At 74.9% G+C, this 19,019-nt stretch carries 23 protein-coding genes; 15 read left to right on the forward strand and 8 right to left on the reverse strand.

Annotation, left to right across the window (positions count from 1 at the left end):
• Positions 1-79: 79 nt before the first annotated feature.
• Together ACIQBJ_RS17595 and ACIQBJ_RS17600 are read right to left on the reverse strand one after the other, a co-directional pair.
• The gene (locus ACIQBJ_RS17595) at positions 80-529 is read right to left on the reverse strand and encodes a type II toxin-antitoxin system PemK/MazF family toxin (RefSeq protein WP_400710387.1); all 450 of its coding nucleotides are present in this window, start codon (positions 527-529) and stop codon (positions 80-82) included.
• Positions 530-584: 55 nt separating this feature from the next.
• Positions 585-1,469 (reverse strand): LysR substrate-binding domain-containing protein, encoded by an 885-nt coding sequence (locus tag ACIQBJ_RS17600; RefSeq protein WP_400710390.1) that lies wholly within the window; start codon positions 1,467-1,469, stop codon positions 585-587.
• 29 nt (positions 1,470-1,498) lie between these two features.
• On the opposite strand from ACIQBJ_RS17600, the gene ACIQBJ_RS17605 reads away from it, so the two are divergent.
• The 7 genes from ACIQBJ_RS17605 to ACIQBJ_RS17635 all read left to right on the forward strand — a co-directional run bounded on the left by ACIQBJ_RS17605 (position 1,499) and on the right by ACIQBJ_RS17635 (position 8,061).
• Positions 1,499-2,368 (forward strand): dihydrodipicolinate synthase family protein, encoded by an 870-nt coding sequence (locus ACIQBJ_RS17605; RefSeq protein WP_400710393.1) that lies wholly within the window; start codon positions 1,499-1,501, stop codon positions 2,366-2,368.
• Between the two features lie 148 nt (positions 2,369-2,516).
• The gene (locus ACIQBJ_RS17610; RefSeq protein WP_400710396.1) at positions 2,517-3,545 is read left to right on the forward strand and encodes an aspartate-semialdehyde dehydrogenase; all 1,029 of its coding nucleotides are present in this window, start codon (positions 2,517-2,519) and stop codon (positions 3,543-3,545) included.
• A 208-nt stretch (positions 3,546-3,753) separates the two neighbouring features.
• Complete coding sequence (locus tag ACIQBJ_RS17615; RefSeq protein ID WP_400710399.1) at positions 3,754-4,173, forward strand: hypothetical protein; 420 nt, start codon at positions 3,754-3,756, stop codon at positions 4,171-4,173.
• A gap of 137 nt (positions 4,174-4,310) precedes the next feature.
• On the forward strand, positions 4,311-5,516 hold the full coding sequence (locus tag ACIQBJ_RS17620; RefSeq protein WP_400710402.1) for an NYN domain-containing protein: 1,206 nt from the start codon (positions 4,311-4,313) through the stop codon (positions 5,514-5,516).
• A 54-nt stretch (positions 5,517-5,570) separates the two neighbouring features.
• On the forward strand, positions 5,571-6,536 hold the full coding sequence (locus ACIQBJ_RS17625) for an ABC transporter ATP-binding protein (RefSeq protein WP_400710405.1): 966 nt from the start codon (positions 5,571-5,573) through the stop codon (positions 6,534-6,536).
• Positions 6,533-7,327: an ABC transporter permease gene (locus ACIQBJ_RS17630; RefSeq protein ID WP_400710408.1), complete on the forward strand. Its 795-nt coding sequence runs from the start codon at positions 6,533-6,535 to the stop codon at positions 7,325-7,327. The genes ACIQBJ_RS17625 and ACIQBJ_RS17630 overlap by 4 nt, the downstream gene beginning before the upstream one ends.
• A 71-nt stretch (positions 7,328-7,398) precedes the next feature.
• The gene (locus ACIQBJ_RS17635; protein ID WP_400710411.1) at positions 7,399-8,061 is read left to right on the forward strand and encodes a hypothetical protein; all 663 of its coding nucleotides are present in this window, start codon (positions 7,399-7,401) and stop codon (positions 8,059-8,061) included.
• Between the two features lie 23 nt (positions 8,062-8,084).
• Here the strand turns inward: ACIQBJ_RS17635 and ybaK are convergent, their stop codons facing one another.
• From ybaK to ACIQBJ_RS17650, 3 genes are all read right to left on the reverse strand, one after another.
• Positions 8,085-8,576 carry a Cys-tRNA(Pro) deacylase gene (gene ybaK, locus ACIQBJ_RS17640; RefSeq protein ID WP_400710414.1) on the reverse strand — a complete coding sequence of 164 codons (492 nt, stop codon included), beginning with the start codon at positions 8,574-8,576 and terminating at the stop codon, positions 8,085-8,087.
• 13 nt (positions 8,577-8,589) lie between these two features.
• Entirely contained in the window at positions 8,590-9,318 is a 729-nt protein-coding gene (locus ACIQBJ_RS17645; RefSeq protein WP_400710417.1) for an LON peptidase substrate-binding domain-containing protein, read from the reverse strand.
• Positions 9,319-9,390: 72 nt separating this feature from the next.
• Positions 9,391-11,049 (reverse strand): oxidoreductase, encoded by a 1,659-nt coding sequence (locus ACIQBJ_RS17650; RefSeq protein ID WP_400710420.1) that lies wholly within the window; start codon positions 11,047-11,049, stop codon positions 9,391-9,393.
• Between the two features lie 95 nt (positions 11,050-11,144).
• Here ACIQBJ_RS17650 and hisD point away from each other — a divergent pair, with 95 nt between their 5' ends.
• The 8 genes from hisD to hisF are packed head-to-tail and all read left to right on the forward strand — an operon-like array spanning position 11,145 to position 16,890.
• The gene (gene hisD / locus ACIQBJ_RS17655; protein ID WP_400710423.1) at positions 11,145-12,452 is read left to right on the forward strand and encodes a histidinol dehydrogenase; all 1,308 of its coding nucleotides are present in this window, start codon (positions 11,145-11,147) and stop codon (positions 12,450-12,452) included.
• Positions 12,449-13,549 carry a histidinol-phosphate transaminase gene (locus ACIQBJ_RS17660; protein WP_400710426.1) on the forward strand — a complete coding sequence of 367 codons (1,101 nt, stop codon included), beginning with the start codon at positions 12,449-12,451 and terminating at the stop codon, positions 13,547-13,549. Before hisD ends, ACIQBJ_RS17660 begins: the two co-directional genes overlap by 4 nt.
• Before the next feature lie 6 nt (positions 13,550-13,555).
• A complete protein-coding gene (gene hisB / locus ACIQBJ_RS17665) occupies positions 13,556-14,149 on the forward strand; it encodes an imidazoleglycerol-phosphate dehydratase HisB (protein ID WP_400710429.1) in 594 nt (197 codons plus the stop codon).
• On the forward strand, positions 14,149-14,292 hold the full coding sequence (locus ACIQBJ_RS17670) for a hypothetical protein (RefSeq protein WP_400688326.1): 144 nt from the start codon (positions 14,149-14,151) through the stop codon (positions 14,290-14,292). Before hisB ends, ACIQBJ_RS17670 begins: the two co-directional genes overlap by 1 nt.
• 10 nt (positions 14,293-14,302) lie before the next feature.
• A complete protein-coding gene (gene hisH / locus ACIQBJ_RS17675) occupies positions 14,303-14,938 on the forward strand; it encodes an imidazole glycerol phosphate synthase subunit HisH (protein WP_400710432.1) in 636 nt (211 codons plus the stop codon).
• A 22-nt stretch (positions 14,939-14,960) separates the two neighbouring features.
• Entirely contained in the window at positions 14,961-15,689 is a 729-nt protein-coding gene (gene priA / locus ACIQBJ_RS17680; RefSeq protein ID WP_400710435.1) for a bifunctional 1-(5-phosphoribosyl)-5-((5-phosphoribosylamino)methylideneamino)imidazole-4-carboxamide isomerase/phosphoribosylanthranilate isomerase PriA, read from the forward strand.
• Complete coding sequence (locus tag ACIQBJ_RS17685) at positions 15,686-16,123, forward strand: Rid family hydrolase (protein WP_400710438.1); 438 nt, start codon at positions 15,686-15,688, stop codon at positions 16,121-16,123. Before priA ends, ACIQBJ_RS17685 begins: the two co-directional genes overlap by 4 nt.
• A complete protein-coding gene (gene hisF, locus ACIQBJ_RS17690) occupies positions 16,120-16,890 on the forward strand; it encodes an imidazole glycerol phosphate synthase subunit HisF (protein ID WP_400710441.1) in 771 nt (256 codons plus the stop codon). The genes ACIQBJ_RS17685 and hisF overlap by 4 nt, the downstream gene beginning before the upstream one ends.
• A gap of 46 nt (positions 16,891-16,936) precedes the next feature.
• On the opposite strand, the gene ACIQBJ_RS17695 is transcribed toward hisF, so the two are convergent.
• The 3 genes from ACIQBJ_RS17695 to ACIQBJ_RS17705 all read right to left on the reverse strand — a co-directional run bounded on the left by ACIQBJ_RS17695 (position 16,937) and on the right by ACIQBJ_RS17705 (position 18,984).
• Positions 16,937-17,722 carry a VOC family protein gene (locus ACIQBJ_RS17695; RefSeq protein WP_400710444.1) on the reverse strand — a complete coding sequence of 262 codons (786 nt, stop codon included), beginning with the start codon at positions 17,720-17,722 and terminating at the stop codon, positions 16,937-16,939.
• 86 nt (positions 17,723-17,808) lie between these two features.
• Complete coding sequence (locus tag ACIQBJ_RS17700) at positions 17,809-18,447, reverse strand: TIGR03085 family metal-binding protein (protein WP_400710447.1); 639 nt, start codon at positions 18,445-18,447, stop codon at positions 17,809-17,811.
• 27 nt (positions 18,448-18,474) lie between these two features.
• Positions 18,475-18,984: a hypothetical protein gene (locus tag ACIQBJ_RS17705; protein ID WP_400710450.1), complete on the reverse strand. Its 510-nt coding sequence runs from the start codon at positions 18,982-18,984 to the stop codon at positions 18,475-18,477.
• Between the last annotated feature and the right edge of the window lie 35 nt (positions 18,985-19,019).

A 19,019-nucleotide genomic window follows, 5' to 3' on the forward strand; every position in this document is an offset into this window, starting at 1 on the left:
CCAGGTCAACTGTTGGGAATGCTGCTGCCGTTGTACCCGGAATCGGGTGAACTACGGAAGATGATCCGACAATCGTTACTCAGTGCCATTGGTAACGGCGCTTCAACGAGTCGATCACCAGCTGGAAACGGGCCCGGTCCAGGGCGCACGCCTCGCGCCGCATCCCGCCGTCGTGCACCCGGAACACCCGGTCCAGGGCGACCCAGGAGTCCCGTCCGCTGCGGTCCCACGGGCCCGCGCCCAGCGGCACCCAGTCCGCGTCGTGGTCGTGGCCCTTGCTGGACAGCATCACCGTCAGCAGCGAACCGCCCGACTCCCGGGCCACCACCAGCACCGGCCGGTCCTTGCCGCGCCCGTCGTTCTCCTCGTACGGCACCCAGGTCCAGACGATCTCGCCCGGGTCCGGGTCGCCGTCGTGGTCCGGCGCGTACTCCGTGCGCACCCCGCCCATCCGCTCGGCGCGCACCTCCACCGTGGCGTCCGTCCCGAACCGGCCGGGCTGTTCCGTCTGCTCGTTCGACTCATGCATGGCGGAAGGCTACCGACCGTCCCCGACGCCGTCCCCGGGGGTGCGGGAAAGCCGTTCAGGACGCCCGCAGCCCGGCCGGCACCACCGCGTGCAGGGCCGCCGCGAACGCCGCCACCGCCGGATGCGCCGCGCCGCCCGCCCGGAACGCCGTCCTGGTCCGGCGGTGCACCGGCAGCCTGGTCAGCACCACCCCCGGCGGGCACGGCTCGGCCCCCAACTGCGGGACCAGCGCCACCCCCTGACCCACCGCCACCAGGGCCAGCTGGGCCGCGAAGTCGTCCACCCGGTGCCGGACCCGCGGGGCGAAACCGGCCGCCTGGCAGACCCGCAGCGTCATCGCGTGGCAGAGCGTCCCGACCGGGGCGGTGATCCACGGGCCGTCCCGGTGGTCGGCCGGCGAGCCCGCGCCCCGGGCCGCCAGGTACATCGGCTCGGCGAACACCGGGCCGGTCAGCGCGACCCCCTCCTCCGGCTCGGCCGGCACCAGGTCGTACTCGTGCACCAGCGCCACGTCCAACTCGCCCGCGCGCAGCGCCCCCGCCACCGCCGCCGGGTCCACCTCGCTCACCATCGCCTCCAGCCCCGGGTGCCGGGACGCCAGCTCGGCCAGCGCCGCGGGCACCAGCGCCCGCACCGCCGACGGGTAGGCGCCGATCCGCAGCGGGCCCGCCAACCCCCGCCGGGCGTGCGCGAGTTCGGCGTCCGCCCGCTCCAGCAGCTCCAGCACCGCCTCGGTGTGCCGGACCAGGTTCCGCCCCGCCGGGGTCAGTGCCACCCGCCGCCCGGTCCGCTCCAGCAGCGGCACCCCCGCCTCCCGCTCCAGCACCGACAGCTGCTGGGACACCGCCGAAGGACTGAACGCCAGGGCCTCCGCCACCGCCGCGATCGTCCCGTGGTGGGCCAGTTCGCGCAGCAGCCGCAGTCGTCGCACATCGAGCATCGGCCCAGCTTACGAGAAGCATCGGAAACGTGAACTGGACCCGCACGGTCACCGCCCGGCAGGCTTCCCGCATGGAACTCCACGGCATCCACGTCCCGCTGGTCACGCCCTTCACCGCCGACGGCGGCCTCGCCCTCGACGCGCTGGAACAGCTCGCCCGCGACAGCCTGGAGGCCGGCGCGGCCGGCCTGGTCGCCCTCGGCACCACCGGCGAACCCGGCTCGCTGAGCACCGCCGAACAGGACGCCGTGATCGAGGTCTGCCGCCGCGTCACCACCGAGCACGGCGCCGTGCTGACGGTCGGCGCCGGCCACGGCGGCACCGCCCGCACCGCCGAGGCGCTGGCCGCCCTCGGCGGCCGCACCGACGCCGCGCTGGTCGCCGTCCCCGCCTTCGTCCGCCCCGGCGAGGCCGGCGTCCTCGCCCACTTCCGGACCCTCGCCGCGCACTCGCCCGTGCCGCTGGTGATCTACCACATCCCGTACCGCACCGGGCAGCCGCTCGGCGCCGCCACCCTGCTCGACCTGCTGGCCACCCCCGGCGTCGCGGGCGTCAAGTACGCGCCCGGCGGCATCGACGAGGAGACCGTCGCCCTGCTGGCCGCCGAGCCGCGCGGCGTCCTGGCCGGCGACGACCTGTTCCTCTCCCCGCTGCTCGCGCTGGGCGCCGACGGCGGCATCCTCGCCTCCGCCCACCTGGAGACCGCCCGCTTCGTCGCCCTGCACCGGGCCTGGCAGGACGGGGACGCCGCGCTCGCCCGCAAGCTCGGCGCCGAACTCGCCGAGGTCTCCCGGGCCGCCTTCGCCGGCCCCAACCCCACCGCGCTCAAGGCCCTGCTGCACCGCGACGGCCGGATCCCCACCCCCGCGGTCCGGCTGCCACTGCTCGCGCACGCCTGACCCGCACGCAGATTTTCCCGTTCCGGAGCGCCCCGGCAGGAGGGCTTGTCGAGCTGGACGGCGAGCGTTCACGCTTTGGGACGGCTCCGCGAAAACCCGCTCTGACAAGGCATGATGAGTGGGCAGAACCGCTAGGAGGAGGAGACTGATGAGGATCGGCATCGTAGGAGCCACCGGCCAGGTCGGCGGCGTGGTCCGCGAGATCCTGGCGCAGCGCCAGTTCCCGGTCGAGCAGCTGCGGCTGTTCGCCTCGGCCCGCTCGGCGGGGCGCACCCTGCCCTGGAAGGACACCGAGGTCGCCGTCGAGGACGCCGCCACGGCCGACTACAGCGGCCTCGACATCGTGATCTTCTCGGCGGGCGGCAGCACCTCCAAGGCCCTCGCCCCCGAGGTCGCCGCCGCCGGAGCCGTCGTCATCGACAACTCCTCCGCCTGGCGCCGCGACCCCGAGGTCCCGCTGGTCGTCGCCGAGGTCAACCCCGACGCGATCGCCGACCGCCCCAAGGGCATCATCGCCAACCCGAACTGCACCACCATGGCCGCGATGCCCGTGCTGCGCCCGCTGCACGAGGAGTCCGAGCTGGTCGCCCTGGTGGTCTCCACCTACCAGGCGGTCTCCGGCTCCGGCCTGGCCGGCGTCTCCGAACTGCACGAGCAGGCCCGCAAGGTCGTCGACGGGGCCGCCGCGCTCGTCCACGACGGCGCCGCCGTCGAGTACCCCGCCCCCGGCGTGTACCGGCGCCCGATCGCCTTCAACGTGATCCCGCTGGCCGGGTCGGTCGTCGACGACGGCAGCAACGAGACCGACGAGGAGCAGAAGCTCCGCCACGAGAGCCGCAAGATCCTCGGCATCCCCGAGCTCAAGGTCTCCGGCACCTGCGTCCGCGTCCCGGTCTTCACCGGCCACTCGCTCCAGGTCAACGCCCGCTTCGCCCGCCCGCTCGCCCCCGAGCGCGCCGCCGAACTGCTCGCCGACGCCCCCGGCGTCGTCCTCACCGACATTCCCACCCCGCTCCAGGCCGCCGGCCAGGACCCGAGCTACGTCGGCCGCATCCGCGCCGACGAGACGGTCGACCACGGGCTGTCGCTGTTCCTCTCCAACGACAACCTGCGCAAGGGCGCGGCCCTCAACGCCGTCCAGATCGCCGAGCTGGTCGCGGCCGAACTGCGCGGCTGACACCCGGCCGACACGCGGCCGCGCGCGGAACACAGGGGCGCGGGGAACCGCGCGAAGCGGAGGAGGGCCGTCGGCAGGACCGCGGCACGGGCAGTGACCTGCCCGTGCGGGCGACCACGCCGACGGCCGCCGCTCGCGCCGGACCCCGCGCCCCGCTGTGCTCTACGCTCCGTCACAGCACGTGGAACGAAGCCGAGTTGGGGGCAGCATGAGCACCGAAATCGTCCAGCTGGTCGAACAGGCCGGCCCGTACCTCACCGCCGCCGTCGGCAGCTACGGCGCGGCCGTCCTCACCCGGGCGGAGGACGCCGCCGCCGACGCCACCGCCAACCTGGGCCGCCGCCTGCTGCAGACCGTGCTGGGCCGCCGCCCCGACCGGGCCGCCGCCCTGGAGACCGCCGTCGGCCACGCCGTCCAGCTCCCCGGCGACCAGGACGCGGCCGCCGCGCTCCGCCTCCAGTTCAAGCTGGCCCTGCTGGAGGACCCCGAACTGCGGCGCGCCATCACCGAGTTGCTGCCCGCCCAGGCTCCCGGGTCGATCACCGTCACCGCCTCCGGCGAGCGCTCCGTCGCCGCCTACCACATCGGCACCGCGATCACCGGCGACGGACACCCCACCGCCCGCTGAGCCACCGGGGCCCCGCCGCGGCGGGGCCCCGGGCGCGGTTCGCCGGGCGAACGAGGGGGAAAGGTGTGCCCAACGGTCGCCGGACCGCCGCGCGGCGCCCCCACCGCCGGGGCCGGGCCGAGGAGGAGGTTCCGGAGATGGACCGCTGCGTCGTCCTGGTCGACGCGGGCTACCTGCTGGGAGCGGCCGCCAGCCTGCTCGCGGGCGAACCCGGCCGGTCCCGGATCGCCGTGGACCACCCGGTGCTGATCAACGCGCTGCGCGACCGCGCCGAGGAGGAGACCGGCCTGCCGCTGCTGCGGATCTACTGGTTCGACGCCGCCGTCGACCGCCGCCCCGCCCCCGAGCACCGCCGCCTGCGGGTCCTGCCCCGGGTCACCGTCCGGCTCGGCGCGCTCACCCGGGCCGAGGGCCGCTGGGTGCAGAAGGGCGTCGACGCCGCCATGCACGCCGAACTCAGCGAACTCGCCCGCAACCACGCCTGCGCCGACGTCGTGCTGGTCACCGGCGACGGCGACCTGCTGCCCGGCGTCGCCTCCGCCAAGGAGCACGGGGTGGCCCTGCACCTGTGGGCGCTGGAGGCCGCCGACGGGGACTTCAACCAGTCCGAGGAACTGGTCGGCGAGGCCGACGAGCGCCGGGTGCTGGACCGCGCCTGGATCGAGCGCTGGGCCCGCCCGCGCGAACCCGCCGCCGCGCCCGCCGCCCTGCCGGTCGCCCCCGTCGCCGTGCTGGCCCCGACCCCCGCCGCGGTCGCCGTCGCCGTGCTCCCGGTCGCCGCGCCGCGCCCCCGCCCGGCGCCCGCCCCGCCCGCGCCCGCCGCCCGCCCCGCCCCGCTCCGGGTCATCCCCACCCCCAAGGACCTGGCCGGCCGGGCCGCCACCGCGCCCCCCGGCCCCGCCGGCGCCACCGGCGGCCCGGTGCTGCGCTGGTCCTCCGACCGCGGCTGGGTCGACCACCGGGCCGACACCGCCACCGCCGCCGACGCGCTGCCCACCCTGGACCGGCTCACCACCTCCGCCCAGCGCTGGGCCGACCGCGAGGAGGACATCACCAGCGTCGGCGGCGACCCGCAGGAGGTCGGCCAGGTGTTCGCCCGCCGCTGGCTCGACCGCCTCCCCGCCGACGGCCACCCCGCCCTGCTGTGGACCGACCACCCGCGCATCCCGCACCGCCTGGACGGCGAACTGCTGCGCTACGCCGCCCGGTTCGGCCTGCTCGCGCACAAGGAGGACCAGATCGACGAGCAGGACAGGTACGCCATCCGGGAGGGCTTCTGGAAGGAGCTGGCCGCCCGGGTCCCCGACACCCGGCAGCCCGCCGCCGTCCCGGAGGACAGCTGACCGCCGCACCCCGCGTGCCCGGAACGCCCGTTGCGGCGCGTAGAGTCTTCCGTCGTGAGCAAGGCACCTCAGGGCTGCTGCACGGTCAGCGGCCTGGTCAAGACCTACCGGACGGGCGCCGCGGTGGTCCGGGCCAACGACGGCATCGACCTCGCCGTCCGGCGCGGCGAGGTGTTCGGGCTGCTCGGGCCCAACGGCGCCGGCAAGTCCACCCTGGTCCGCCAGCTCACCGGGCTGCTCCGGCCCGACGCCGGGCGGATCGAGCTGCTCGGCCACGACATCGTCCGGCACCCCGAACGGGCCGCCCGGCTGCTCGGCTACCTCGGCCAGGAGTCCACCGCCCTCGACGAGCTCACCGTCGCCCTCGCCGCCGAGACCACCGGACGGCTGCGCGGCCTCACCCGGGCCGCCGCCCGCGCCGAGACCGCCGAGGTGATCACCGAACTCGGCCTGGAGCCGCTCGCCCACCGCCCGCTCGCCAAGCTCTCCGGCGGCCAGCGCCGCCTCGCCTGCTTCGCCGCCGTCCTGGTCGGCGAACGCCCGCTGCTGGTCCTGGACGAGCCCACCACCGGCATGGACCCGGTCGCCCGGCGCGCCGTCTGGGACGCCGTCGACCGTCGCCGGGCCGAACGCGGCACCACCGTGCTGCTGGTCACCCACAACGTCATCGAGGCCGAGACCGTCCTCGACCGGGTCGCCGTCGTCGACAACGGCAAGGTGATCGCCTGCGACACGCCCGGCGGGCTGAAGGCCCTGGTCGACGGCCACGTCCGGCTCGACCTGGTGTGGCGCGCCGACGCCCCGCTCGGCGTCCCCGCCGTCGCCGCGCTCGCCGAACGCGCCGAGCGCACCGGCCGCCGCTGGACCCTGCGCACCACCCCCGACGAGGCCCGCGACCTGGTCGCCGCCGTCACCACCGGACCGGCCTTCGCCGCGCTCGACGACTTCACCCTCGCCACCCCCACCCTGGAGGACGCCTACCTCCGGCTCGGCGGCCGGCACGGAGGACTCGCCCGATGACCCTGCTCGACACCCCGGCGCTCACCACCGGCCCCGCCCCGCTGGCGCCCGCCGCCCGGCTGCTGCCCGCACTGGCCGCCGTCTACCGGGCCCAGCTGGCCCGGGCCAAGGTCTCCCGGATCCCGCTGCTGTTCGTCGCGACCTTCCAGTCCGTCGGCATCCTGGTGATGATGCGCGGCGTCGTCGACCCCGGCGACAACCCGTCCGCGCACGCCGTGGTGGCGGGCTCCGCCGTCCTGGTGGTCGCCTTCGTCGCGCTCAACCTGCTCGCCCAGTACTTCGGCCGGCTCCGCGCCACCGGCGGCCTCGACCACTACGCCACGCTGCCGGTGCCGCCCGCCTCGGTGGTGCTCGGCACCGCCGCCGCGTACGCCTCCTTCACCGTGCCCGGCGCCCTGGTCACGGCCGGCCTCGGCGGCTGGATGTTCGACCTGCCGCTCGGCCGGCTCTGGGTGCTGCTCCTCGTCGTCCCGCCGGCCGGCGCCGCGCTGGCCGGGCTCGGCGCCGCCCTCGGGCTGCTCGCCCCCCGGCAGGAACTCGCCACCCTCGCCGGACAGCTCGGCATGTCCGCGGCCCTGCTGCTCGGCGTCCTGCCCGCCTCCCGGCTCCCCGAGCCCGTCCAGTGGCTGCGCGACCTGCTGCCCTCCAGCTACGGCGTCGACGCCTTCGCCCGCACCTTCGCCCCCCGCCCCGACTGGGGCCTGGTCGCCCTCGACCTCGGCGTCTGCGCGGCCGTCGGCCTGGTCTCCCTCACCCTCGCCACCTGGGCCTACCGGCGGGCCGCCCGCTGAGGCGCTCCTGCTCCGGGGCACTTCGGTGACGGCATCGACAGGTGCGGGTTCGGTCGTGAAACGATGGGGACGTGACCGTACCGAACACACCTGCGGGTAGCACGCCCGGGCCGGACCCGTTCGCGGCCCCGCCGCACCCGTCGCAGCAGCCTCCCCACGCCGAGCGGCCGCAGCTCGGGCCCGAGTTGCGGATCGGCGCGGTCATCACCGTGGTCGGGGCGGTCCTCGGCGGTGTGCTCGGCCTGCTGTGGCTCTGGCTCGCCCCCCGGATCGGCTACCAGGTCTCGGGCAACCGGATCCTCTACCGCGACCCCGAGGGCGAGGAGCTGATCGGCGCCGTCGGCGTCTTCTCCACCCTGGGCCTGGCCTTCGGTCTCGCCACCGCCCTCGCCGCCTTCCTCTGGACCCGGTCCCGCGGCGGCGGCATCGCCGTCGCCGTCGGCCTCGCCCTGGGCGGCCTGCTCGGCTCGCTGGGGGCCTGGCAGCTCGGCGTCCGGCTCGGCCCGACCTCCGACCTGCGGGCGCACGCCCTCGCGGTCGGCGACGGCGGCCGCTTCGACGGGCCGCTGGAGCTCTCCGCGCACGGCGCGCTGCTGGTCTGGCCGATGACGGCGATGATCGCGCTGCTCGCCCTCTCCGCGACCTTCGGCAAGCGCGAGCCCGACCGCCCGCCGTACTGGGCGATGCCCCCGCAGGCGCCGCAGGTGCCGCAGCCCCCGGCGGACCACGCCTGAGTGCAGGCCCTGCTCAGTCCCGGTCAGTCCCGGGAGATCGGGGCGGTGACGGCCGCCGTGAGCCGGACCAGGTCGGCGGGGGAGAGCTCCACCTCCAGGCCGCGGCGGCCGGCCGAGACGTAGACGGTGGGCCAGTCGTGCAGGGTGCGGTCGACGACCGTGCGCAGCCGCTTGCGCTGGCCGAGCGGCGAGATGCCGCCCAGCACGTAGCCGGTGGAACGCTCGGCGGCGGCCGGGTCGGCCATCGCGGCGCGCTTCGCGCCGAGCGCGCCGGCCAGCGCCTTGAGGTCGAGCCGGCCGGAGACCGGGACGACGGCGACGGCGAGCACGCCGTCGGCCTCGGCGAGCAGGGTCTTGAACACCCGGCCCGGGTCGACGCCCAGCACCTCGGCGGCCTCGGCGCCGTAGGAGGCGGCGGCCGGGTCGTGGGTGTACTCGTGGACGGTGAACGGGACGCCGGCGGTGTCGAGGGCGACGGTGGCGGGCGTGCCGCCGGCGGTCTTCTTCCTGGCCATGGGCAGTGGGTCCTCAGTTCGGGCTGAATGCCTGGCGGGTGAGGTCGGCGGCGGGCAGCGAGGGCAGCCGGGCGATGACGGCGCTCTCGTGCCGCAGCAGTTCGAGTTCGCGGGCCAGCCGGTGCGCGGTGTCGGGGCTGGCGAGCAGCTCCTGCTTGACGTGGGTGGGCAGCGCGGTGGCGGCCGCGACCAGGTAGGAGAGCACCTGCGGGTCGTCGGGCAGGTCCGGCTCGGCGGCGAGGGTGGCCTCGCGGGCGCCGACCAGCCGCTTCTGGTAGGTGCGGAAGGCCCGTTCGACCCCGGCCGAGAGCGCGCCGGAGCCCTCGCCGGGCTGCTCGGCGAGGGCGGAGACCTCGCCCACCAGGTAGGCGCCGGTGGCGTCCAGCGAGCGCAGCCGGAACCGGGTGGTGCCGGTGACCAGCAGCTCGTAGTGGCCCTCGGGCTGCTCCTGGACGGAGGCGATGTCGGCGACGCAGCCGACCGGGTGCAGGGCGTCGAGCGGGTCGCCGCCGGGCGCGCCGAGGCCGTCCAGCGGGCCGGCCGGCTCCTCGCTCTCGCGGACCGGCGCGATCTCGCGCCCGTCCCGGATCGCGACCACGCCGAAGCGGCGCGGCGCGTCCTCGGGAAGTTTCTGCAGGTCCGCGACCAGGCGGCGGTAGCGCTCCTCGAAGACGTGCAGGGGCATCACCAGGCCCGGGAAGAGGACCGTGTTCAGCGGGAAGAGCGGGAGCCGATCAGTCACGGCGGACAGCGTAGTTGGCGACGGGCCGCCGCCGCGCCGCAGTTCCCGGCACGGGTCGGCCCGGCGGGGCGGTCAGCCGCGCTGGAGCAGGCGGGTGGCGCCGGCCACGGCGGTGGTGGCGAGCACCCAGCCGGTGAGCACCAGGGCGGCGGCGACCCACTGGCCGTGGCCGTCCGGGTTCCAGCCGGACTGGCCGAGGTCGACCAGCGGCAGCACCTTGCTCGCGGCGTACAGCGCGGCGTTCCAGGTGGGGACCTCGTCGGCCTTGAGCGGGCCCGGCGGGTGCGCGGCGAAGTAGGCGGTGCCGAGCGCCCAGGCGAGGACCAGCCAGGCGGCGGCCCGGCCGGGCCGGTAGCCGTAGCCGATCGCGACGTCCTGCAGGTGGCCCCAGATCCGGCCGGGCAGCGGGAGGGTGCGCCGGCGGCGGCGCTGCTTGGCGTGCAGCACGGTGCGGGCGTCCTCGTCGGCGCCGTCGCGGCGCAGGGCGGCGGCGAGCTGCTCGTACGCCTCGGGCCGGAACTCCCGGCCGGAGTCGACCCAGGCGATCCGGCGCCCCAGCGGGAAGGGCTCGGCGGGGCGGAGCGCCTCGTAGGTGAAGCCGGTGAGCGAGACGTGGTGGTCGGTGGGCCAGCTGCCCGGGGTGTCGATCAGGTTGCCGATCCGGGCCCGGCTGAGCGAGACCGCGCCGGTCGGCGGGACCTCGCAGGTGAAGCGGAGCTCGGGGGACTGGATGCGGCTGAGCGAGAGCTCCTCGCCGGGGCCGAGGTGGAACTCGGCGAGCGAGATCAGGCAGGCGTTCTCGAAGCGGGCGTCGGAGAGCCGGACCCGGCCCCAGGAGCGGAACGGGGTGTAGACGACGGTCCGGCGGTCGACGACGGTGGCCGCGGGCGCGCCGTAGCCGGAGCCGTACACCGAGCGCGAGGCGGTCCAGTCGGCGTCCTCGGAGCTGGCCAGGTACAGGGTGTGGCCGATGCTGATCCGGGCGGCGTCCAGCGCGTTGGGGTTGCCGGGGGCGGCGTGCAGCTGGGCCCCGCGGAGCGCCAGGCGGCCGCCGATCCGGGCCGAGCGGAGGCTCAACTCGCCCTTGAGCTCCAGGCGTTCGGCCTCGACGTCCTGGTTGACGGTCAGCCCGTCGGCGGAGATCGCCCGGCCGTACAGGTCGGGGCCGACAGCGCTCTGGTTGAGCAGCAGGTCGGTGCCGATCCGGGCGTCGGTGAGCCGGATGCCGTCGCGTACGCCGCAGCGGGCGAGGTGCACGTCGCCCTCGCTGGCCAGCCGGGACGCCTCGATCCGGGGGAGGCGGCAGGAGACCAGCCGCAGGGTGCCGATCGCGGCCTCGGAGATCAGCAGTTTCCGGTCGAAGCGGCAGAGCTGGAACTCGACGTAGCTGTCGATCCGGCCGCCGGCCAGCCGGAGCGGTCCGGTGATCTCGGCGCCGGTGAGCTTCAGCGAGGCGACCTTGCCGGGGTGGGGCGGCGGACCGGCCAGCAGCAGCCGGGAGATCACCTCGGCCCGGACGGTGCGCCCGGCGCCCCAGGGCTCGTCGGCGAACGGGTCGTCCGGGCCCTCCGCCGCGCCGTCGGCCCGCACGGTCTTCCCGGCGGGCGCGGGCAGGTAGAGCCGGGCCTGGCGGCGCGGCCGCTCGGCCCGCAGGTCGTACACCTCGCCGTTGCGGAACGCCTCCCAGAGGCCGCGTTCGGTCTCGGTCCAGTCGTCCGGAGCCTGCTCCACCGTTCCCCCATGATGATCTTGAAGCCGTCTCACCTTTCGTATCACGGACTGAAATGCCCGGCTGCCGCTTTTCACCACTCCTTACACTTGGCGCTGTGATCTCTCGAATCGACCTCCGCGGCTCCTCCACGGACCCGCGAGACGTGCTGCCCCGTGCCGAGTTCGACGTCGAGGCCGCCCTGGAGAAGGTGCGGCCGATCGCGGAGGACGTCCGCCATCGCGGCGTCGCGGCGCTGATCGAGATCACCGAGCGCTTCGACGGCGTCCGGCTGGAGTCGACCCGCGTCCCGGCCGGGCAGATCGCCGAAGCCCTGGAGCAGCTCGACCCGAAGGTCCGCGCCGCGCTGGAGGAGTCGATCCGCCGCGCCCGCGCCGTCCACGCCGACCAGCGCCGGGTCGGCCACAGCACCCGGGTGGTCCCCGGCGGCACCGTCACCCAGCGCTGGGTGCCGGTCGACCGGGTCGGCCTGTACGTGCCCGGCGGCCTCGCCGTCTACCCGTCCTCCGTGGTGATGAACGTGGTGCCCGCCCAGGAGGCCGGGGTGGCCGGCATCGCCGTCACCTCGCCGCCGCAGAAGGCGTTCGGCGGCCGGGTCCACCCGACCATCCTGGCGGCCTGCGCGCTGCTCGGCGTCGACGAGGTGTACGCGGTCGGCGGCGCCCAGGCGGTCGCGATGTTCGCGCTCGGCACCGAGGAGTGCGCGCCCGTCAACCTGGTCACCGGCCCCGGCAACATCTACGTCGCCGCCGCCAAGCGCCTGTTCGCGGGCCGGATCGGCATCGACTCGGAGGCCGGCCCGACCGAGATCATGGTCCTCGCCGACGACACCGCGGACGCCGCCGAGGTCGCCGCCGACCTGATCAGCCAGGCCGAGCACGGCCCGACCTCCGGCTCGGTGCTGGTCACCGCCTCCCCGCTGCTGGCGGACGCGGTCGAGGCCGAGCTGAAGACCCAGGTCGCCCGGACCAAGCACAGCGAGCGGGTGGCCGAGGCGCTGGGCGGCCCGCAGTCCGGCATCATCCTGGTCGACGGCCTGGAGCAGGGCCTCGCCGTGGTCAACGCCTACGCCGCCGAGCACCTGGAGATCCAGACCGCCGAGCCGCACGCCGTCTCCGAGCGGGTCCGCAACGCGGGCGCGATCTTCCTCGGCCGCTACACCCCGGTCTCGCTGGGCGACTACGCGGCCGGCTCCAACCACGTGCTGCCCACCGGCGGCTGCGCCTGCCACTCCGCCGGCCTGTCCGTGCAGACCTTCCTGCGCGGCGTCCAGGTCGTCGAGTACGACCGCGAGGCGCTGGCCGGCATCGCCGCGCACGTGGTCACCCTGTCCGAGGCCGAGGACCTGCCCGGTCACGGCGACGCTGTGAAGGCCCGATTCGACTGGACGGTTCCCGGCACGTGACCAAGATCGACGACCTCCCCGTCCGCGACGAACTGCGCGGCCAGTCCCCGTACGGCGCACCGCAGTTGGACGTGCCCGTGCAGCTCAATACCAACGAGAACCCGTACCCGCTGCCCGAGCCGCTGGTCGCCCGGATCGCCGAGCGGGTCGCCGAGGCCGCCCGCACCCTCAACCGCTACCCCGACCGGGACGCGGTCGAGCTGCGCACCGGCCTGGCGAAGTACCTGAGCGACACCACCGGCTTCGAGGTGTCGAAGGACCAGGTCTGGGCCGCCAACGGCTCCAACGAGGTCCTCCAGCAGCTGCTGCAGACCTTCGGCGGCCCCGGCCGCACCGCGATCGGCTTCGAGCCCTCGTACTCGATGCACGCCCTGATCGCCCGCGGCACCGGCACCGGCTGGGTCTCCGGCCCGCGCAACGCCGACTTCACCATCGACGTGGACGCCGCCCGGGCCGCGATCGCCGAGCTCCGCCCCGACGTGGTGTTCGTCTGCTCGCCGAACAACCCGACCGGCACCGCCGTCGCGGCCGACACCGTGCTCGCCCTGTACGAGGCCGCGCAGGCCGCCGGGCCCAGCATGGTGGTGGTCGACGAGGCGTACGTCGAGTTCTCGCACCGCGCCTCGCTGCTGCCGCTGCTGGAGGGCCGCCCGAACCTGGTGATCAGCCGCACCATGTCGAAGGCGTTCGGCGCGGCCGGGCTGCGGCTCGGCTACCTCGCCGCCGACCCGGCCGTGGTGGACGCCGTCCAGCTGGTCCGGCTGCCCTACCACCTGTCGGCCGTCACCCAGGCCACCGCGCTGGCCTGCCTGGAGCACACCGACACCCTGCTCGGCTACGTCGACCGGCTCAAGTCCGAGCGCGACCGGGTGGTCACCGCGCTGCGCGGGCTCGGGCTCGACGTCACCGAGTCCGACGCCAACTTCATCCAGTTCGGCCGCTTCGAGGACACCCACGCGGTGTGGCGGGCGATCCTCGACCAGGGCGTGCTGATCCGCGACAACGGCGTCCCCGGACGGCTGCGCGTCACCGCCGGCACCCCCGCCGAGAACGACGCGTTCCTCAGCGCCGTCTCGCTCGCAACCAAGGAGCTGTAACCCCGCATGTCCCGCATCGGCCGCGTCGAACGCACCACCAAGGAGACCTCCGTCCTGGTCGAGATCGACCTCGACGGAACCGGAAAGACGGACGTCTCCACGGGCGTCGGGTTCTACGACCACATGCTCGACCAGCTCGGCCGCCACGGCCTCTTCGACCTCACCGTCAAGACCGAGGGCGACCTGCACATCGACACCCACCACACCATCGAGGACACCGCCCTCGCGCTCGGCGCCGCCTTCAAGCAGGCGCTCGGCGACAAGGTCGGCATCTACCGGTTCGGCAACTGCACCGTCCCGCTGGACGAGTCGCTCGCCCAGGTCACCGTCGACCTCTCCGGCCGCCCGTACCTGGTGCACACCGAGCCCGAGAACATGGCCCCGATGATCGGCGCCTACGACACCACGATGACCCGGCACATCCTGGAGTCCTTCGTCGCGCAGGCGCAGATCGCGCTGCACGTGCACGTGCCCTACGGCCGCAACGCCCACCACATCGTCGAGTGCCAGTTCAAGGCGCTCGCCCGGGCGCTGCGCTACGCCTCCGAGCACGACCCGCGCGCCGCCGGCATCCTGCCCTCCACCAAGGGCGCGCTCTGATGGCGACGCTGCTGATCGTCCTCGGCCTGTTCTTCGCGGGCGGCGTCTGGTCGTTCTGGAAGCAGAAGCTGCCCAAGGGCGTCGTCCTCGTCCTCGCCTTCGCCTCGGCCATGTGCCTGGCCGCCGGCATCATGCGCCTCTAGGAGACTCCCCATGGCCAAGAACGTCGTGGTGCTGGACTACGGCTCCGGCAACCTGCGCTCCGCCCAGCGCGCGGTCGAACGCACCGGCGCCACCGTCACCGTCACCTCGAACTTCCAGGAGGCCCTGGACGCCGACGGCCTGCTGGTCCCCGGCGTCGGCGCCTTCGAAGCCTGCATGCGCGGCCTGAAGGCCGTCCGCGGCGAGCAGGTGATCGGCCGCCGGCTGGCCGGCGGCCGCCCCGTGCTCGGCATCTGCGTCGGCATGCAGATCCTGTTCGAGAAGGGCGTCGAGCACGGCGTCGAGACCGCCGGCTGCGACGAGTGGCCCGGCGTCGTCGAGCCGCTGGACGCGCCGATCGTCCCGCACATGGGCTGGAACACCGTCGACGCCCCCGAGGGCACCCGGATGTTCGCCGGGATGGACGCCGACACCCGGTTCTACTTCGTGCACTCCTACGGCGTCCGGCACTGGGTGCTGGAGACCCACTCGGAGAAGATCCGCGCCCCCAAGGTGATCTGGGCGACCCACGGGCAGCCGTTCGTCGCCGCCGTGGAGAACGGCCCGCTCTGGGCCACCCAGTTCCACCCCGAGAAGTCCGGCGACGCCGGCGCCGCCCTGCTGACCAACTGGGTCGACACCCTCTGACGACGGAAGAGTCCTCCACACCATGACCAACCGCCTCGAACTGCTGCCCGCCGTCGACGTCCGCGACGGCCGGGCGGTCCGCCTGGTCAAGGGCGCCTCCGGCACCGAGACCTCCTTCGGCGAGCCGCTCGCCGCCGCCCTGGCCTGGCAGAACGCCGGCGCCGAGTGGCTGCACCTGGTCGACCTGGACGCCGCCTTCGGCACCGGCAGCAACCGCGAGCTGCTCCGCGAGGTCACCGGCCGCCTCGACATCAAGGTCGAGCTGTCCGGCGGCATCCGCGACGACGAGTCGCTGGCCGCGGCCCTCGCCACCGGCTGCACCCGGGTCAACCTCGGCACCGCCGCCCTGGAGGCCCCCGAGTGGGTCGCCAAGGTCATCGCCGAGCACGGCGACAAGATCGCCGTCGGCCTCGACGTGGTCGGCACCACCCTGCGCGGCCGCGGCTGGACCCGCGACGGCGGCCAGCTCTACGACGTGCTGGCCCGCCTCGACGCCGAGGGCTGCGCCCGCTACGTGGTCACCGACGTCAACCGCGACGGCACCCTGACCGGCCCCAACCTGCAGCTGCTGCGCGACGTCTGCGCCGCCACCGACAAGCCCGTGGTCGCCTCCGGCGGCGTGTCCTCGCTCGACGACCTGCGCGCCATCGCCACCCTGGTGCCGGAGGGCGTCGAGGGCTCGATCGTGGGGAAGGCGCTCTACGAGCAGAAGTTCACCCTCGAAGAGGCCCTGGAGGCTGTGTCCCGATGACCGACGAAACCCCGGCCGCCCCCGCCCGCACCGCCGCGCCGTCCCCCGCCGAGGACCGCTACGGCTCCTCCCGGGCGGTGGCGGCCGGGGACTTCGTCCTGGTCGCGGGCTGCACCGCCCGCCGCCCCGACGGCGTCGTCGACCACGAGGGCGACCCGTACGGGCAGACCCTCGCCGCCTTCGCCGCGGCCCTCGACGCCCTCGCCGCACACGGTCTCGGCGCCGCCGACGTGGTCCGCACCCGGATGTACCTCACCCACCTCCGGGACCGCGACGAGGCCGCCCGCGCCCACAAGGAACTCTTCGACGCGGTCCGGCCGGTCACCACCATGGTGGTGGTCCAGGCCCTGACCGACTCCCGGACGATGGTCGAGGTCGAGGTCGACGCCCACCGACCCGGCCCGGTCCGCACTTTGGAAGGCACCCAGCCGTGACACTCGCAGTACGCGTCATCCCCTGCCTCGACGTGGACGCCGGACGCGTCGTCAAGGGCGTCAACTTCCAGAACCTGCGCGACGCCGGCGACCCCGTCGAACTCGCCAAGCTCTACGACGCCCAGGGCGCCGACGAGTTGACCTTCCTCGACATCACCGCCTCCTCCGGCTCCCGGGAGACCACCTACGACGTGGTCCGCCGCACCGCCGAACAGGTCTTCATCCCGCTCACCGTCGGCGGCGGCGTCCGCGCCGTCGAGGACGTCGACAGGCTGCTCCGGGCCGGCGCCGACAAGGTCGGCGTCAACACCGCCGCGATCGCCCGCCCCGAACTTGTCCGCGAGATCGCCCGGCGCTTCGGCCGCCAGGTGCTCGTCCTCTCGGTCGACGCCCGGCGCTGCCCCGAGGGCACCGAGACCGCCTCCGGCTTCGAGGTCACCACCCACGGCGGCCGCCGCGGCACCGGCCTCGACGCGATCGAGTGGGCGGTGCGCGCCGCCGAACTCGGCGCCGGTGAGATCCTGCTCAACTCGATGGACGCCGACGGCACCAAGGACGGCTACGACCTGGAGATGATCCGGGCCGCCCGCAAGGCCGTCTCCATCCCCGTCATCGCCTCCGGCGGCGCCGGCAAGCTCGCCGACTTCGCCCCCGCCGTCGACGCCGGCGCCGACGCCGTCCTCGCCGCCAGCGTCTTCCACTTCGGCGACCTGACGATCGGCCAGGTCAAGGACGAACTCCGGGCCACCGGGCACCCCGTCCGCTGACCCGACCCGACCCGACCCGATCCGCCCGGTCCCGCGCCCCGCCGTCTCAGCCGCGGCGGGGCTCCGGCTCCAGGAGCGCGAACTGGGCGCCGAAGGGGTCGGCCAGGACCGCGATCCGGCCCACCGTGGGGACCGGCTCCGGCGGGACCAGCACGCTGCCGCCGGACCGGCGGACCAGATCGGTCGTCAGCAGCGCGTCCGCGACCGCGAAGTGCGGCAGCCAGCCCACGTCCACCCGCGGGTGCACGCCCGCCACCCCGCCGAACGAGGCCGCGAACCCGTCCGCGCCCTCCGCCGTCCGCAGCACCGTGTACGCCGCGTCCGGCACCCCGCTGTCCCGGGTCCGCCAGTCGAACAGCCCCTGGTAGAACCGCAGCGCGCCCGCCGCGTCCGGGGTGTGCAGCTCGGCCCAGCACAGCGCGCCGACCCCGCCCACCACGTCCAGGCCGACCGTCCCGCCCGGCTCCCACACCGCGAACCGGCCGCCCGCCGGGTCGGTCAGCTGCGCGAACCGCCCCTGCCCCGGCACCGCCGAGGCCGGCACCCGCACCGTGCCGCCCGCCCGCTCCGCGGCCGCCGCGGCGTCCGCCGCGTCCGCCGTCCGGAAGTACACCGTCCACGCGGGCAGCGCCGCCACCTCGGTCAGCGGCCCCGCCGCCGCCACCGTCCGGCCCGCCAGCCGGAAGTACCCGTAGCCGCCCGCCTCCGGCCCGCCGACCGGGTCGAACGACCAGCCGAACACCGCCCCGTAGAACAGCGCCGACTCGGCGACGTCCGGACTGCCGAGATCGATCCAGTTCGGCGAACCGGGCCAGTATTCGGTGCTCACCATGCGCGCACGCTCCTGAAGCAGGACGGGAAACCGGGGTGCCGCCAGGCTGGCACACCACCGGCCCCGCCCCACCGCCCGACGCGCCGTCAGGCCACCGGCAGCGGCAGCACGTGCGCCAGCGCCTCCACCGCGCCCGGCTCGCCCTCCGCCACCACCGCGGTCCGCTCGCCCCGCCCGTACAGGAACAGCACCAGCTCGCCCGGCCCGCCCGTCACCGTCACCACCGGCGCCCCCTTCCGGCGCACCGTCACCTCCCGGCCGTCCGGGTGCACCAGCCGCAACGAGACCGGCGACCGCGCGTCACCGAACCGGGCCACCATCGGCACCCGCTTCCACAACGCCTCCGCCAACTCCTCCTCCAGCGGCTCCGGCCCGAACTCCACCGCCCGCCGCACGTCCTCCGCGTGCACGAAGAACTCCACCAGGTTCGCCGCCCCGTCCACCCCCGGCAGATTGAACGGCGACCAGGCTGGCGGCCCCGACCGGAACGACTTCACCAACTCCCCGAACGGCCGTTCCGCCGCCCTCCCCTGCACCCGCCCCGTCCACCCCGCCAGCCCCCGCACCCGAATCCCCACCGCCGCATCCGGCCGCCCCTCCCGCACCACCAGATGCGCCGCCAGATCCCGCACCGCCCACCCCGCACACAACGTGGCCCCCTCCGGCCCCGCCCCCACCATCAACCCGCTCAACCGGGCCCGCTCACGCTCCACAAGGCTCACCATGCGAGCCACCTTACGGGCGGCGGGCGGTCAGCGGAGCGGTGCGGCGGGGTGCGGCCCCTTGGGCCACTGGGAGAACGTCACGGTGCAGTTCACGTCCCGGTAGCCCTCGTTGTAGAAACCCATGAGCGGACCGATCGGGTTGTTGAAGTACGGGCCACCGCCGTTCTGCCGTTTCTCCACCTCTTCCACGACGGGCTTGCAGAGCTGCACCAGGGTCCGGCCGAGCGTGGTGTTGTCCGTCAGCCCTTCCGGAAGCCTGATGGCCGCGACGGTCTGGGCATCGTGCGGCTGGTCGCACGGGACGACCGTGTAGTCCTTGACGTCGCTGTACGACGGGATCAGGAAACAGGTGTTCACCGGATAGAACGGATACGGGTACGTCTTGGTCGGGGACGGTGAAGGTGTCGGGGAGGCGCTGGGGGGAGGAGGTGGAGGGGCGGCGGCCTGGTGGTGGGGGGCGGGCCAGAGCAGGACGGTGGCGGCGGCGGTGACGGCCGCGGCGGCGGATGCGAGGAGCGCCTTCTGGCGACGAGTCATGTCAACCCCCTGGATTCGTGGCCATTCTGCTGGGG

The organism is Kitasatospora sp. NPDC088391 (genome assembly GCF_044753345.1).
Lineage (GTDB): Bacteria > Actinomycetota > Actinomycetes > Streptomycetales > Streptomycetaceae > Kitasatospora.